This window comes from Azospirillum thermophilum (assembly GCF_003130795.1).
Classification (GTDB): domain Bacteria; phylum Pseudomonadota; class Alphaproteobacteria; order Azospirillales; family Azospirillaceae; genus Azospirillum; species Azospirillum thermophilum.
This window is the reverse complement of record NZ_CP029352.1, coordinates 424,174-439,390: the sequence shown is the minus strand read 5'-3', so window position 1 is coordinate 439,390 and position 15,217 is coordinate 424,174. Positions and strand designations below refer to the sequence as shown.

General features: G+C 70.0%; 13 protein-coding genes. 6 read left to right on the top strand and 7 right to left on the bottom strand.

Annotated features, from left to right (window positions below; translation table 11 throughout):
* Window positions 1-29: 29 nt before the first annotated feature.
* Window positions 30-803 (top strand): alpha/beta fold hydrolase, encoded by a 774-nt coding sequence (locus DEW08_RS01955; protein ID WP_109324043.1) that lies wholly within the window; start codon window positions 30-32, stop codon window positions 801-803.
* 150 nt (window positions 804-953) lie between these two features.
* Window positions 954-2,231 carry a phosphopyruvate hydratase gene (gene eno, locus DEW08_RS01950; RefSeq protein WP_109324042.1) on the top strand — a complete coding sequence of 426 codons (1,278 nt, stop codon included), beginning with the start codon at window positions 954-956 and terminating at the stop codon, window positions 2,229-2,231.
* A gap of 95 nt (window positions 2,232-2,326) precedes the next feature.
* Here the strand turns inward: eno and DEW08_RS01945 are convergent, their stop codons facing one another.
* Both DEW08_RS01945 and DEW08_RS01940 read right to left on the bottom strand, forming a co-directional pair.
* Complete coding sequence (locus DEW08_RS01945; protein WP_109324041.1) at window positions 2,327-3,406, bottom strand: extracellular catalytic domain type 2 short-chain-length polyhydroxyalkanoate depolymerase; 1,080 nt, start codon at window positions 3,404-3,406, stop codon at window positions 2,327-2,329.
* A gap of 146 nt (window positions 3,407-3,552) precedes the next feature.
* A complete protein-coding gene (locus tag DEW08_RS01940) occupies window positions 3,553-4,080 on the bottom strand; it encodes a peroxiredoxin (RefSeq protein WP_109324040.1) in 528 nt (175 codons plus the stop codon).
* A gap of 477 nt (window positions 4,081-4,557) precedes the next feature.
* Here DEW08_RS01940 and DEW08_RS01935 point away from each other — a divergent pair, with 477 nt between their 5' ends.
* From DEW08_RS01935 to DEW08_RS01930, 3 genes are all read left to right on the top strand, one after another.
* Window positions 4,558-5,643: an ABC transporter transmembrane domain-containing protein gene (locus DEW08_RS01935; protein WP_245986163.1), complete on the top strand. Its 1,086-nt coding sequence runs from the start codon at window positions 4,558-4,560 to the stop codon at window positions 5,641-5,643.
* The gene (locus tag DEW08_RS31875; protein ID WP_245986126.1) at window positions 5,526-6,191 is read left to right on the top strand and encodes an ATP-binding cassette domain-containing protein; all 666 of its coding nucleotides are present in this window, start codon (window positions 5,526-5,528) and stop codon (window positions 6,189-6,191) included. Before DEW08_RS01935 ends, DEW08_RS31875 begins: the two co-directional genes overlap by 118 nt.
* A 65-nt stretch (window positions 6,192-6,256) precedes the next feature.
* Window positions 6,257-7,654, top strand: coding sequence for an HlyD family type I secretion periplasmic adaptor subunit (locus DEW08_RS01930; protein ID WP_109324039.1), 1,398 nt, complete (start codon window positions 6,257-6,259; stop codon window positions 7,652-7,654).
* Between the two features lie 102 nt (window positions 7,655-7,756).
* Here DEW08_RS01930 and DEW08_RS01925 read toward each other — a convergent pair whose 3' ends face one another.
* Window positions 7,757-8,251 carry a response regulator gene (locus tag DEW08_RS01925; protein ID WP_109324038.1) on the bottom strand — a complete coding sequence of 165 codons (495 nt, stop codon included), beginning with the start codon at window positions 8,249-8,251 and terminating at the stop codon, window positions 7,757-7,759.
* A 320-nt stretch (window positions 8,252-8,571) separates the two neighbouring features.
* On the bottom strand, window positions 8,572-9,450 hold the full coding sequence (locus DEW08_RS01920; protein ID WP_146214613.1) for a hypothetical protein: 879 nt from the start codon (window positions 9,448-9,450) through the stop codon (window positions 8,572-8,574).
* 250 nt (window positions 9,451-9,700) lie between these two features.
* On the opposite strand from DEW08_RS01920, the gene DEW08_RS31500 reads away from it, so the two are divergent.
* A complete protein-coding gene (locus DEW08_RS31500) occupies window positions 9,701-11,278 on the top strand; it encodes a hypothetical protein (protein WP_109324034.1) in 1,578 nt (525 codons plus the stop codon).
* Between the two features lie 141 nt (window positions 11,279-11,419).
* Here DEW08_RS31500 and kdsA read toward each other — a convergent pair whose 3' ends face one another.
* The 3 genes from kdsA to DEW08_RS01900 all read right to left on the bottom strand — a co-directional run bounded on the left by kdsA (window position 11,420) and on the right by DEW08_RS01900 (window position 15,011).
* Entirely contained in the window at window positions 11,420-12,250 is an 831-nt protein-coding gene (kdsA, locus tag DEW08_RS01910) for a 3-deoxy-8-phosphooctulonate synthase (protein WP_109324033.1), read from the bottom strand.
* Window positions 12,251-12,398: 148 nt separating this feature from the next.
* Window positions 12,399-13,094 (bottom strand): dienelactone hydrolase family protein, encoded by a 696-nt coding sequence (locus DEW08_RS01905; protein WP_109324032.1) that lies wholly within the window; start codon window positions 13,092-13,094, stop codon window positions 12,399-12,401.
* 72 nt (window positions 13,095-13,166) lie between these two features.
* Window positions 13,167-15,011 carry an autotransporter domain-containing protein gene (locus tag DEW08_RS01900; RefSeq protein ID WP_109324031.1) on the bottom strand — a complete coding sequence of 615 codons (1,845 nt, stop codon included), beginning with the start codon at window positions 15,009-15,011 and terminating at the stop codon, window positions 13,167-13,169.
* Between the last annotated feature and the right edge of the window lie 206 nt (window positions 15,012-15,217).

Genomic DNA, 15,217 nt, shown 5'->3' with positions numbered 1-15,217 from the left:
CTCTTCGTCCAGCCTGCATCGGGATTCCCATGCCCCTGCCCCTGACCTACCTGGAAGCCGGCGAGACCAACGGCGGCACGCCGCTGCTGGTCCTGCACGGCCTGTTCGGCTCGGCCCGCAACTGGCAGACGCTGGCCCGCCGCTTCGCCGAGACGCGCCGGGTCTATGCGCTCGACCTGCGCAACCACGGCGGCGCCCCCTGGGCCGCCGAAATGACCTATCCGGAGATGGCGGAGGACGTGCTGCGCTTCCTCGACGACCGGGGCTTCGCGCGGGCGGCGGTCGTCGGTCATTCCATGGGCGGAAAGACCGCGATGACGCTGGCGCTGAACCATCCCGACCGCGTGGAGCGGCTGGTGGTGGTGGACATCGCCCCCGTCCCCTACACCCATACCCACGCCCCCTATGTCGCGGCGATGAAGAAGGCCGACCTCGCCGGCTGCACCCGCCGGTCGGAGGTGGAGGCCCAGCTCGCCGACGCCGTGCCGGAGGCGCCGCTGCGCTCCTTCCTGCTGCAGAACCTCGTGCTGGAGCACGGAAAGTTCCACTGGCGGATCAACCTCGACGCCATCGAACGGTCGATGGATGCGCTGATCGGCTTCCCCGACCTCGGCGACCGGTCCTATTCCGGCCCCGCCCTGTTCATCGGCGGTGGCGCATCCGACTATATAGTATCCAAACATTATGCGGCGATCCGTCACCGTTTCCCGGCGGCCGACATCCGTATGATCGACGGCGCCGGCCACTGGGTCCATGCCGAACGGCCGGAAGAGGTCGCGAAGCTCGTAGAAGGCTTCCTCTGACACCTCTTCCGGGCGCGGTACCCCCTCGGCCGCGACGTCGAACGGCCACGGCAGGCCTTGCGCCACCCACCATGCGGGGCTATCAAGCCACCGCGCCCTGAAAAGCGCGAACGACCTACGCGCGACCGACATGCGAAGGATCTACCGACCATGAGCGTCATCACCGAAATTCACGCCCGCGAGATTCTCGACAGCCGCGGCAACCCGACCGTCGAGGTCGACGTCCATCTGGAAAGCGGGGCGTTCGGCCGCGCCGCCGTCCCGTCGGGCGCCTCCACCGGCGCGCACGAGGCGGTCGAGCTGCGCGACGGCGACAAGTCGCGCTACGGCGGAAAGGGCGTGCTGAAGGCCGTCGAATCGGTGAACGGCGAGATCTACGACGCGCTCGCCGGCCTGGAAGGCTCGGACCAGCGCGCCATCGACCTCGCGATGATCGAGCTGGACGGCACGCCCAACAAGGGCCGTCTCGGCGCCAACGCCATCCTGGGCGTCTCCCTGGCCGTCGCCAAGGCCAGCGCGGAAGAGGCGGGCCTGCCGCTCTACCGCTATGTCGGCGGCGCCTTCGCCACGCTGCTGCCCGTCCCGATGATGAACATCATCAACGGCGGCGCCCATGCCGACAACCCGATCGACATCCAGGAATTCATGATCATGCCGGTGGGCGCCGAGTCCGGTGCCGAGGCGGTGCGCATGGGCTCCGAGATCTTCCAGTCGCTCAAGAAGAAGCTGAAGGACGCCGGCCACAACACCAACGTCGGCGACGAGGGCGGCTTCGCCCCGAACCTCGCCTCCACCGACGAGGCGCTGGGCTTCGTGATGAAGGCGATCGAGGCCGCCGGCTACAAGCCGGGCGACGACGTCATGCTGGCGCTCGACGCCGCCTCGACCGAGTTCTTCAAGAACGGCAAGTATGAGCTGGCCGGCGAGGGCAAGTCCCTGTCGCCGGAGCAGATGGTCACCTACTGGTCCGACCTGGTCGGCCGTTATCCGATCATCTCGATCGAGGACGGCATGTCCGAGGACGACTGGGAGGGCTGGAAGGCCCTGACCGACGCCATCGGCAGCAAGGTCCAGCTCGTCGGCGACGACCTGTTCGTCACCAACCCGAAGCGTCTGGCCGACGGCATCAGGAAGGGCGTGGCCAACTCCATCCTGGTGAAGGTCAACCAGATCGGCACCCTGTCGGAGACGCTGGAAGCCGTGGACATGGCGCACAAGGCCGGCTACAGCGCCGTCCTGTCGCATCGGTCGGGCGAGACCGAGGACAGCACCATCGCCGACCTCGCCGTCGCCACCAACTGCGGCCAGATCAAGACCGGCTCGCTCAGCCGTTCCGACCGTCTCGCCAAGTACAACCAGCTGATCCGCATCGAGGAGCAGCTCGGCACCGCCGCCCGCTTCGCCGGCCGCGGCATCCTGAAGGCCTGATCCCCCGGGGATCGTCCCGATGAGAGAAAGCCCCTTCCAGGCCCGTCCGGGAAGGGGCTTTTCCTTTGCCGGCCCGTCCGTCCCGAGGTCGCCGGTCAGCCGGCGATCGCGGCGATCATCCGGCGCACCGCCTTCATCTGGAATCCGCCCTTCTGCGCGAAGTCCGGCCCGGTATAGGCGAACCAGTCCCAGCAGCCGCGCGGGTTGTCCAGCGGCTTGGCCGCCGCGTCGATCTGCGGATAGAGCACGACCAGATCGTTGACGTCGGCCCAGCGGTTGAAGCCGGCATGGACGGCGAAGCGGTCGCCGATCAGGCTCCCGGCCATCCGGCAGCCGTGGAAGGCGATGTGCAGCCGGCAGGGCCGGCCCGCCGCACAGGACTCCGGAATGTAGACATAGCCGCTCGCCGCCATGCCGCTGCGGCTGGGGTCGCCGATGAAGGGGGTCTGGTCGAACCTCTGCACCGGGCGCGACGCCTCCCGCGCGTTGGGCGTCCGCAGGCCGGGCAGCAGATGCTTCAGGATGGCGCCCGCCTGATCGTAGCCGCAGTCGTTCATGAACTCTCCCGCCTCCCCCGGCGGCGGGCTGAAGCCGCAGGCCGCACCATAGCCGTCGGTGATGAAGGCGTGGGCGGCCCTGGGATGCTTCACATAGGCGATGGCCGGGGGCGGCACGCCCAGCGCCTTGTAGAGGTCGGCGGCACGGTCGACCACCGGCCGCTTCACCGTCTTGTCCCGGGCGCCACTGAACAGGTAGATGCGCGCGCCGGCGAGGTTCGACAGTGGGTCGACGTCGCCCGACCGCTCGGCCTCGCGGGCCGTCCTGACCAGCAGCCCGAGGTCCGGCGCCGCCGGCTTGACGTCCATGCAGCGCTCCAGCGCCACCACCCAGGGCGGAATGCCGAAGGCCTCGGTGGCCGTCGCACAGGAATAGGGGCCGCCGGCGACCAGCCCGGCCCCGCGGACGAGGCTGGAATAGGCGATCTGGAACTGCCCGGCCATATAGGCGCCGGACGAGATGCCCGACACGGTCGTCTGCGCCGGGTCGATGGTCAGCCGCGGCAGGGCGGGCGCCCGCTCCCCGGCCGCTGCGCCGGCCGCGTTCCATAGCGTCGCGAGGGCGAGAAGGCCGGCACCCAGCAGCCGCCCGAAATGCCTGCGCTTGCCACCGCTCATGGTCGTTCCGCCCCGTTTATGCCCCACTGCTGCGATCCAGCGTAGCCAGGCAATCGGGAACGTCAATTTTTAGGACAGAGGCCGCGTCATTATTCTACCGTTCGGCGGCGCGTGGGCGGGGGAGTGTCGGCCCCCGCCCCGCCCCCTCACCCCCGCAGGTAGGCCAGCACGGTTTCGGGCGAGGATTCGCCGTAGGGGTCGCCGTTGGCACCCTCGTCGTTGATGCCGGGCTCCTCGAACCAGGCCTCGACCACGCCGTCCTTCACCACCATGGCATAACGCCAGCTCCGGTAGCCGAAGCCGAGATGGTCCTTGTTGACCAGCATTCCCATGCGCCGGGTGAAATGGCCGGAGCCGTCGGGGATCAGCTTCACCTTCTGCAGCCCCAGGCTCTTGCCCCACTGGAACATGACGAAGGCGTCGTTGACGCTGATGCAGTAGACCTCGTCGACGCCCAGGCCGCGGAACTCGTCATAGCAGCGCTCGAAGGCCGGGCACTGCTCGTTGGAGCAGGTCGGCGTGAAGGCGCCGGGCAGCGAGAACACCACCACGCGCTTGCCGGCGAACAGCTCGTCGCTGCGCACGTCCTGCCAGCGGAACGGGTTCGGGCCGCCGACGCTCTCGTCGCGCACCCGCGTCCTGAACAGCACCGAGGGAACCCTGCGTCCTTTCATCGTCGCCTCCTTCCGTCTGGTTTCCGGTCCGGGACCGGACGAATCAATAGCCTGACGGGCCGGCCGGACCAGCGCGGCGGAGCGCCGCATGGGCACCGGCAGCGCCTCACGTCACTAAACCGCCAAACCGCCGAAGAAATCCATCGAAGCCCAGGCAATCACTGCACTTTTCCACCCTCTTCCGACAGAACAGACCAACTCCGACAAAGACTATCTGTGCGAAAAAGGGGTAGGCTTCGGTGGCAATCCTGTGACGTCGCGTGTTCTTAATGTCACGTTTACCAAAATAACGCTTACCTGCCCTCGCCTGCATCCAGTGGGCACTGCGCCAAACGGTGACAATTGGAGGGCCTGTTGATGCCTCGTCTATTCAAGGGAACGTCGGACCATCAGGACGGTAAGACGACCTTCAGCGGTTCGTATTTCTCAAGGATACTCGTTGGTACCTTTATCTTCAGCGCCGCCATCAATCTGCTCATGCTGGCGATGCCGCTCTATTCGCTGCAGGTGTTCACCCGCGCCATTCCGTCGGGGAACTATGACACGCTGGTGATGCTGACGCTGATCGTCGTGATGGCGCTGTCGCTCAGCGCGGCTCTCGAGATCGTCCGCTCGCGCGTCCTGGCCCGCGCCGGAAATGCGCTGGAGGTGGCGTGGCGCCGCCGCCTGACGGCCGATGCGCTGGACAGCGCCGGCCGCGGACGGGCCGACATGTCGGCGCTGTCCGACCTGATGGAGGTGAAGGGCGCCTTCGGCCGTCCGACGCTGCCCGCCCTGATGGACCTGCCCTGGACGCCGCTCTACATCCTCGGCATCTACGTCATCCACCCGATGCTGGCCTTCCTGCTGGTCGTGTCGATCGTCATCATGACGATCATGGGCTTCATCGCCCACGTCGCGGTGCGTGACTTCGCGGAGGAGGGCAAGCTGCCGGCCTCGCGCGGCCAGCGCCTGTTCGACGCGCTGCTGGCCAACTGCGGCACCGTCCGCGGCCTGCGCATGGGCGGCACGGCGCTCGACAACGCCACCCGCGACCTGCTGACCTCCAGCGCCATCCAGGGCCGCGCCCAGGAGCGCTCGGCCGCCATCGCCGCGGTGACCAAGTGGGTCCGCATGGTCCTGCAGGTCGCGGTGACCGGCGTCGGCGCCTGGCTCGTCATCGAACAGCACCTGTCCTTCGGCGGCATGATCGCCACCTCGATGCTGCTGGGCCGCGGCCTCGCCCCGATCGAGCAGACCGCCGGCGCCTGGGGCGCCATCGTCCGCTCCGCCCAGGCCGCCCGCCGTCTGGTGCCGCTGCTGAAGCGCCTGTCGCGCGAGCCCGCCCGCCCCGCCATCCCGGTGGAGGCCGAGCGCCTGACCGTCGAGAACCTGCTGTTCATCTCCCCCGCGACCAGAAGCCGATCCTGCGCAGCGTCTCGCTGGCGATCGATCCCGGCCAGACCATCTGCATCGCCGGCCCCAACCGCTCCGGCAAGTCGGTCCTGGCCCGCGTGCTGGCCGGCGTGGCGCTGCCCTCCGCCGGCACGGTCCGGCTGGGCGGTCTGGCCGTCGCCTCGCTGAGCCCGAATTCGCCCGATTGCGGCATCGGCTACCTGCCGCAGACCGTCGACCTGCTGCCCGGCACCGTCGCCGAGAACATCGCCCGCTTCGGCGAGGCCACCCGCGAGCAGGTCGAGGAGGCCGCCCGCAGCGTCGGCATCCACGAGTGGATCGAGAGCCTGCCCGGCGGCTACGAGACCGAGGTCGCCGACCCGCTGTTCCCGATGACCGGGGCGTCGGCCCGCCTGATCGGCCTCGCCCGCGCCGCCTTCGGCAAGCCGCCGCTGCTGATCCTGGACGAGCCGGCCTCCGGCCTGGACGAGATGGGGCTGAAGGCCGTGCGCGACTTCGTCGCCGCCGCCAAGGAGCGCGGGGCCACCACCATCGTCCTGACCCACACCCCGGCCTTCGTCGACATGGCCGACCGGACCTTCGTGCTGAAGAACGGCATGGCGGTCGAACTGCAGCGCCCCGAGCAGCAGGCGCAGCAGGCCTCCCCCAACTGGTCGCGCCTGCGCGGCATCGGCCCGGCGCCCGTCGTGGCCCCGGCGGCGGGGGCGGCCGGCTGAAGCCGGTCCTCTCTCCCGCCACGTCCGCCGACATCGCCGACATCGCCGACATCAAGGATCCTGCCATGACGTCCATCGACGCCACCATCGACTCGCTCGCCACTGCGCCGGCCAAGCCGAAGCACCACAAGTCGCTGCCGATGACCTCGCTGAGCGCGGTCGGCGCCATGCTGCCGACCACCAGCGTCAGCGGCCTGCTGACCAGCGGCTTCCTGGTCCTGGCCGTCGGGCTGGGCGGGATGGCGGGCTGGGCGGCGCTCGCCCCGCTGCACAGCGCGGTGACCGCGTCCGGCGCGCTGGCCCCGGAGACCGGCCGCAAGGTCGTGAAGAACACCGAGGGCGGTGTCATCAGCGAGATCCTGGTGCATGAGGGCCAGCGGGTGAAGGCCGGCCAGACCCTGATGCGGCTGGACGGCACCGAGGCGGCCACCCGGCTGGAGGTGCTGACCTCCTCCTGGCTGGAGACGCTGGCGCTGGAAGCCCGCCTGACCGCCGAGCTGCTGGACGACCCGCAGATCGAATGGCCGCAGGAGCTGCTGGACCGCCGCGACGGCAGCCGCGCCGTGCAGAACTCCATGCGCAACCAGGAAAAGCTCTTCGCCGTGCGCCGCGCCCAGCTCGACGCCGAGGAGAAGCTGATGCAGGAGCGCGTCGACTCGCTCGCCGAGGAGATCCGCAGCCTGGAGAAGCAGCGCCAGTTCATCGCCCGCCAGATCCAGCTCACCGAGGAGGACCAGCGCATCACCCAGGGCCTGCTGGAGCGCGGCAACTCCACCCGCACCAAGCTGGTCGAGGTGCAGAAGGAGAACTCCTCCTACCAGGCCCGCAGCCACGAGCTGGAGGGCGAGATCGCCCAGTCGCGCCAGATGATGGTCGACGCCAAGGCCGATCTGGTCCGCCGCCGCAGCGACTTCCGCGAGAAGGTCATCCTGGAGCTGGAAAAGGCCCGCGGCGACGCCCAGAAGCTGACCGAGCAGATCCGCGACGCCCGCAACCGGCTGGACAACCGCACCATCAAGGCGCCGGACGACGGCTCGGTCGTGGTCTACGGCCATCCGGTGGTCGGCGGCACCATCACCGCCAACGAGCCGATCGTCGACATCGTCCCCGACGAGCGCGCCCTGCTGGCCGAAGTGAAGGTCCAGCCCAAGGACATCAAGTCGCTGACCGTCGACCTGCCGGTGAAGGTGCAGCTCACCGCCTACGACAGCCGCGTCGTCGGCTCGCTGGACGGCGTCGTCACCTATGTCTCGGCCGACCGCATCACCGACCCGGTCACCCGCCAGGACCATTACCTCGCCCGCATCCGGCTGAACGACAGCGACCCGCACAAGGTCCACAACCTGAAGATCAAGCCCGGCATGCCGGTGGAAGCGCGCATCCTGCTGTCGGCCCGCACGCCGCTGGACTATCTGATCCAGCCGCTGTCGCACTCCTACACCAACTCCTTCACGCAGGAGTAACCGGGCAGCCGCAGGCCGGCGGTCCGAACGATGAAGGGCGGCGTCCCCCCGGGATGCCGCCCTTCGCTGTTTCCGGACCCGGTTTCCCGGGCTTCGCCCGCCTCAGCGCAGCCGGCGGGCGGCGAGGTCCAGCGCGGTCTTGAGCTGGCTCGGCGAGAAGGGCTTGTGGACGATGCCCAGCGGATAGGTCTCGGTGATGCGCGCCATGATCCCGTGGTCGGCATAGCCGGACAGGAAGATCGAACGGATGCCGTAGCGCAGGTTCAGCCGGCGCGCCGCCTCGATCCCGTCGCCGCCGGCCAGCCGGACGTCCATCAGGGCGAGGTCCGGCCGGTCGCGCGAGGCGATGGCGACGGCCTCCTCCTCCGTGGCGGCGGTGCCGCACACCACATGGCCGAGGTCGCAGACCGCGAGGCGGATCGCCTCCGCCGAGATCGCTTCATCCTCCACGACCAGCAGCCGCAGCGGCCGCGACCGGCCGGGCGTCCGGCTGCGCGAGGGAATCGGAATCCATCCGCGCCGCGCCGCGGCGGAGGAGGACTGGGTCGTGTCGTCGGCCTGGAGCATGATCGACCGGGGACGGATTGTTGCGGACATTGGTAAAGGACCGTTTACCAACCCCTCAGTCGTATTACTGATACCTCGAAATCACAAGAAATTATCGGTCAGGCACAAAATCGGCATCGCGGGATGAGACATTCGTGCAACATCCGGGAGGCGGGAAGGGGGATCCGGGGTGGATCCTTGCGAGAGCCCGCATGCGATGCGGCTGCCCCGCGACGACGGGCGGATCGCCGGGACGTCCCCGGCCGTGCCGGGAGGATGGCGCTGGACCGTTGCTTCGACGCTTGTTCGAGGGGGCGGGACGACCGGAGCACCCGTACTTGCGGCGCCCCGCCATGCAGCCAGCCGGCCGCTTACCGGCTGGCCGGGCTCAGCCAGTCGATCCCGCTGGACACGGCCGGACCGGCCAGCGCGCTGCGCCCGCTTCGGGCGGGCGCGACGGTGGGCGCGGCAGCCGGAGATCCGGCGTGAGGCCCGCCGACGGGAGGTCCGGCAGGCGACAGCGGCGATGGCGCCGCCGGAGCAGGCATCGGCCGGTCGCCGGTGGATCTGTCGCCGGTGGACCGGTCGCTTGCGGGAGGCGTCAGCCAGGATGCGGCGGGGGGCTGGACGGGCGCGGGCTGGGACGGGCGGGCGGGAGCGGCCGGCTCAGGGAAACGCGGGGCGGTCTCCCGACCGGACAGCTCGCGGGCAGGCATCTCCCGGACCGGCGTCTGCCGCGGCGGCTCGGGCGGCAGCGCCATCGCCGAGGGGGCGGAGGGAGCTGGGGCAGCCGCCGGGACCGGGCGCGGCGGGCGAGGCGCTGGTGGCTCCTCCGCCTGCGCCGGCGCCGGGCGGAGGGCGGAGGTCGGACCGGCGGCGGCGCGCATGCGCGGCGCATCGGCGGCGGCAAGCCAGAAGGGACGGTCGTCGTCGGCCACCGGCTCGGTCTGCACCGTAATGGACCGGGCCTGCTCGCGGATGTCCAGCAGCGTGGTCACGGCGAACTGCAGCAGCGAGGCCATGGCGGCGGCGTCCGACAACTCCTCCGTCGACAGGGCGGCGAAGCGGGCGCGCACCTGCTCCACCCCCTGCTCGACTCCCTCGCGCAGGCCGGCGACGTCGTGGCCGACACGTTCGAGGGCCTCGCGCAGCGCCGAGATCTCGCAGGCCTGCCTCAGCTCGTGAAAGCCGATGTCGGGCGTGCCCGCTATCCTCGCGCGGAGATCCTGAATCCGATAGTCATCGGGCATCCTTGCCAAACCCCGAGTCCACACCCTGAGTTCTGCCATCACAACCGGCCGCGCCATTGTGAAGCGCTTGCTGTCGCAGGTCTTTCCGTCACAGGTTTAGTGCAGTTTAAGACCGCTGGAAACCGTTTGCGCCCCTAAGCCGCTTGTACTATTTTTTCGCCGCCGGGGGAAAGGATTCCTTTGGCTGCTCGTCATAGCGCGCCTCTCGCCGACTGTATCCTCACAACGTCTCATCTGCCGGATTGTCACGGTGTCGATTGATCGCACGGAACTGGAGCGGCTCCTTGCCGATCGGCCGACCGGCAACCGCAGCGCCATGCAGGCGGTGCGGGAATGCTACGGCGACATCGGCCTGATGCGCGAACGCGGCCTGTCCTGGGCCGAGATCTCCGACGTGCTGGCCCAGTTGGGCGTCACCGCCCGGGACGATCAGCCGATCTCCCCGGTCACCCTGCGCTCGGCCTTCTTCCTGGTCGGGAACGAGGCGAAGGGCGGCGAGGTCCCTGCCGAACCGGCCGGCACCACCCCGCCCGAGACGCTGGCCGCCGTCCATCAGGCGGCGCTCGCCGCCGGCCGCCCCGCCGGGGCCGAGGAGGCTGCCGCTGCGCCCGATCCGGCCGCGGAGGCACCCGAGGACGCGGAACCGGATGCCGCGGAACCGGACCGCGAAGAGCCGGCCCCCGGGAAACCGGACGCCGGGCAGCCCGAGGCGCCGGCTTCCGTGGCTGAGGAACGGCCCGAGCCCGTCGCGGATCCTGTGGCCGAAAAGCCCGACCCCGGGGAGAAGCAGACCGCTCGCGCTCCTGCCGGGGCCGAACCGGCGGCAGCGGGGGTGACGGGGGCCGCGAAACCTGCTACCGCGGAGGAACCGGCCCCGCCGCCCCCGGCGGCAGCGCAGCCGGAGGTGCCGCAGCCGGAGGTGCCGCCCCCGGCGGTGCCTCAGCCGGCGGTCTCCCAACCGCCGTCCCCGCTGCCCGGCGTCAAGCCGACACACAACGAGCAATCGACGAACGTATATTGGAAAGGCGATCGCATGCTGGGTACGATCTTCGTCCTCAATGACCGCGGCGGCGTCGGCAAGACGCTGCTGTCCCATCACCTGATGGCGACCGCCATGCTCGAAGGGCTGCAGCTTAAGGTCGTCGAGTACGAGGTCAACGAGCGTCTCGCCCGCCTGTTCGGCCCGGATGTGGTCGAGCACCGGCGCATCACGCAGGACTTCATGAACATGATGGGGTCGGGCGACGGCTTCTACGAGTTCTGGGACCAGATCGGTCCGGAGCTGCAGCGCGGCGGCCGCCTCTACGACTTCGGCGGCAACATCTCGCAGTGGTTCTTCAACTGGGCCGAGGTGTCGGGCTTCGACTATTACGTCGGCGACGGCGAGCGGCTGACCTTCATGGTCCCGGTCACCGTCGACCTCGCCTCGCTGTCCACCGGCATGTCCACGCTGGAGCGCGTCGCCGCCATCGCCCCGAAGGCCAAGCGCGTTCTGGTCGAGAACGGCTTCTCCGGCCCCTTCTCGCAGCTCGAGGACAGCCAGTACGCCCGCCGCAAGGCGGAGATGGTGGAGCGCGAGGGACTGCAGGTCATCTCGATGCCGCCCTGCACCGCCCCGGCCTGGGCGCGGCTGACCGGCCACCGGATCGACCAGGTCGCCTCGATGACCCGCGAGGATCTGGTGAAGCTGGGCATGACCCCGCCGGTCGCCTCCCGCTCGCTGATCATCATCCACGAGTGGCTGCGCGGCATGCGCCAGTCGCTGTCGCCCTACCTGCACGACGCCTTCCGGCAGACCCCGGCCGCCAGCAAGGCCGGCGCCCGCTGAGGCCGGCCCGCCGGCTGCGGCACGGCGAGCCACCGGACCAAAAGGAAAGCCCCTCTTCCGCGACGGACGAGGGGCTTTTTTTCGACCGGCGTCGGCGGGCGCCTGCGACGGGCAGAACCCGTCGCCCGACCACCCGGCCGCTCAGTATCCCTTCGCCAGCCGGTCGAAGGCCTGCAGCTTGGCCAGCAGGGCCGGCATGTCCTTCAGCGGGACCATGTTCGGTCCGTCGCTGGGGGCGCAGTCCGGGTTCTCGTGGGTTTCCATGAACACCGCGGCCACGCCCACCGCGATGGCGGCGCGTGCCAGGACGGGCACGAACTCGCGCTGACCGCCCGAGGTTGTGCCCTGCCCGCCCGGCTGCTGGACCGAGTGGGTGGCGTCGAACACCACCGGGAAGCCGGTCTCCGCCATGATCGGCAGGGCCCGCATGTCCGACACCAGCGTGTTGTAGCCGAAGCTGACGCCGCGCTCGCACAGCAGCACGCGGTCGTTGCCCGAGGCGACCAGCTTGGCCGCGACGTTCTTCATGTCCCAGGGCGCCAGGAACTGGCCCTTCTTCACGTTCACCGCCCGACCGGTCTTCGCCGCGGCGATCAGCAGGTCGGTCTGGCGGCAGAGGAAGGCGGGGATCTGCAGCACGTCCACCGCCTCTGCCACCGGGGCGCACTGGTCGGGCTCATGCACGTCGGTGATGACCGGGCAGCCGAACCGCTCGCGCACCTCGGCGAAGATCGGCAGCGCCTTGTCCATGCCCAGCCCGCGGGCGGTGGTGATGGAGGTGCGGTTGGCCTTGTCGAAGGAGGTCTTGTAGATCAGCCCGATCCCCAGCGCGCCGGTCATTTCGGCGAGCGCCGCCGCCGTCTCCAGCGCGTGGTCGCGGCTCTCCATCTGGCAGGGGCCGGCGATCAGCGTGAAGGGGCGGTCGTTGGCGATCGACAGGGGGCCGATCTGGACGGTACGGGGGCTGGTCATGGTCGTCGGGGCTCCAAAGGAACGAAGGCGGGAGGGGGCCGCCCTCCCGCGCCGGTCATTCCTCCCACCAAGCCGGGGGCCGGGTCAACCCGCGACAGACTCGGGGCAGCCCGGACCGCGGCCCGATGGCCCCCGGCCCGGATGGGCCTCAGCCCAGATGGGTGCGGAAGAAGTCGATCGTCCGCGTGTTGGCGTCGGCCGCCGTCGCGGCGTCCCAATGCTCGCCGCCCGGCCGGGCGAAGGCGTGGTTGACGCCGGGATGGACCTTGGCGGTGATCCGGCCGTTGCCGGCGACCCCGGCGACCACCTGGTCGCGCTCCTCCGGCGTCGAGAACTTGTCGAGCTCGGCGATGTGCAGCAGCAGCGGCCGGGTGATACGGGGCACCTCGCCCAGCATGCCGCCCAGCCCGACCCCGTAATAGCCGACGTTGGCATCGGCGTCGCTGCGCGTCGCCATCATGAAGGCCAGCCGGCCGCCCAGGCAGTAACCGACGCTGCCGACCTTGCCGGTGCAGTCGCCCTGGCCGCGCAGCCAGGTCACGGTGGCCTGCAGGTCCTCCACCGCCTTGTCCTGGTCCATGCCGTTCATGTAGGCGAAGGCCTGGTTCCATTCCTCCTGCGTCTTGTCGGTCAGCTGGACGCCGGGCTTCTGCCGCCAGAACAGGTCCGGGCAGACCGCCAGGAAGCCCTGCGCCGCATAGTCGTCGCACAGCTCCCGCATCACCGTGTTGACGCCGAAGATCTCCTGGATGACGACCAGGCCGGCGGCCGGGGTCCTGGCCGGGCGGGCGACATAGGCGGAGAACTGACCGCCGTCGGCAGCGCTGATGGTAACCTCGGTCATGGGTTTGTTTCCTCCTTGGTCCGGATCCGCCCCCAATCTAGGGGCGGACCCGGCCGAGAGAAAGGCCGCGGCTCAGAAACTCATGCCGAGGCCGAGGAAAGCGCCATAGTCGCGCACATGCTCCTCGCCGAACCGGGCGTTGACGCCCAGCGTCCCGGTGATGGCGGTCGCCAGCCGGAAGGAGGCGCCGGCCGCGGCGGTGACATAGGTGCGGTCGGGCTTGGCCACCGGCATCGCATAGGCCAGCGACGACACGGTCCGGCTGGCGGCGGTGACGCTGCGGTCGTCGTCCTTGAACTCGCGGTTCAGCGCCGCCTTGGCGAAGGGCAGGAAGGCCCCGGCGTCGTAGGAGACCTGATAGCCGATGCTGCCGACCAGCGATTCCCGCCGCTGGTCGCGGAAGGCGAAGCCGAACAGCGGGCTGTCCTCGGCGAAGCCGTTGACCTCCACATGCTGGTAGCGCAGCCCCAGCACCGGGCCGTGGGTCAGGCCGCCGGTGGTGAAGTCGTAGCCCGCCTCGGCGGCGAGCGAGGCGCTCATGCCTTCGGTGCTGCCGCCGGTCGAATGGTCGGTGCCGTTGATGGTGACGCCGCGCCGGGTGTCGTAGTCGGTCATGCCGATCGAGCCGACGCCGCTGACGAAGGCCCCGCCGATGCGGTAGAGACCGTAGCCGCTCAGCACATATTCCCGCTGCTTGTAGTCGCCGCCGCCGGAGAAGCTGCCCCGGTAGTAGGAGATGGTGCCCGCCGCACCGACCAGCAGGGTCTCGCCGAACCGCTTGTCGACGCCGACGCTGACGTTCAGCGGCGTGCCGCGGGTGCCGGCATAGTCGTTGCCCTGGTCGAAGGTCAGGCGGCCGGCACCTCCGACGATCCAGGCCCCCGCCTCGCCCGGCTTGCGCGCCCACATGCTGGAGGTCGCCTGGGCCTGCAGGGTGGCGATCAGCCGGTCGCGGGTGCGCACCGGCGATTCCGCCAGCATGGCGATGTTGGTCGGCGCGCTCAGCGCGTTCAGCACATAGTCGGCGATGGCGCGGTGCCCGCCCGTGGTCGGGTGGACGCCGTCGGCGAACAGGTAGCTCTGCGCCGCGTTGGGCGTCACCAGGGAGGCGGAGGTGCAGAGCAGCGAACTGCTGGTGAGGCAGGCGGTGCCCACCGCGTTGCCGAAGCCGAAGGCCGCCGGATTGGCCACCGCCGCCTGGATCAGCGAGAAGGTGTCGACCGGGATGACGGGGATGCCGGCTCCCGCCAGCCCGCTGAAGACGAGCTGGTTGTAGCCGCTGACGACCTGGGTGATCTGCGCCGAGGCCGCCGCCCCCTGGGCGCGGCCGAACGGCGTGATGCCGATGTCGGGCACCGTCGGCACGACGATGTAGCGGGCCCCGGCGGCGCGCAGCCGCGCCACCTCGCCCACCAGGTCGGCCGCCGCCTGGGTGACGGCCGCCTGGGCGGTCGCCGTGTTGCCCAGCGCGACGAAGATATCGTTGGCGCCGCCCCACACGGTGTAGAGCGCATTCGGATCGGCCCGCCCGCCGGTCGAGGCGAGATAGGCGCCGATCTGGCTGCGCAGCGGAGTCGCCGTGGCGGTCGGCGGGCTTGCCGGGTTGCCGGGAAGCTGCGAGACGCGCGCGCCGCCGACGGCGTAATCGGTGCCGCCGGCCACCGCCGGTCCCGCGGCCTTGCCGAAGGCGCCGGCCACCACCTCCGCCCAGACCGGGCCGGGATTGGTGGTGAACTTGCCGCCCGCCGGCAGCAGGCGGCTGAAGCTGCCGCTGTCGGTCAGGCTGTCGCCGAAGAAGATGGTGTTCGAGAAGTCGGCCGCCCCGGCCGTCGCGCCCGCGCCGGCAAGGGCGGCGGCGATCAGCAGGGTGGTGGCGGCGGTGGTGGTGGCGCGGAGCGCGGAACGAAGCGGACGCATCCAGTCTCTCCCCCGGGGACCGTCAGGATTCGCCTTCTGAACGAGGCCGCGAATGGTGGCACGACGAATGGTTTCGCTCAAGAACTATGACGTATGGGGAAAGAAATGTCTTTAAACGGCAACCTTCCGGACGGGCGGGTGCAATCGGCATAGGGGGCGACCCGAGAAGGTCGCACCCCTGCCACACCACCCGGCATGCGGGTCCG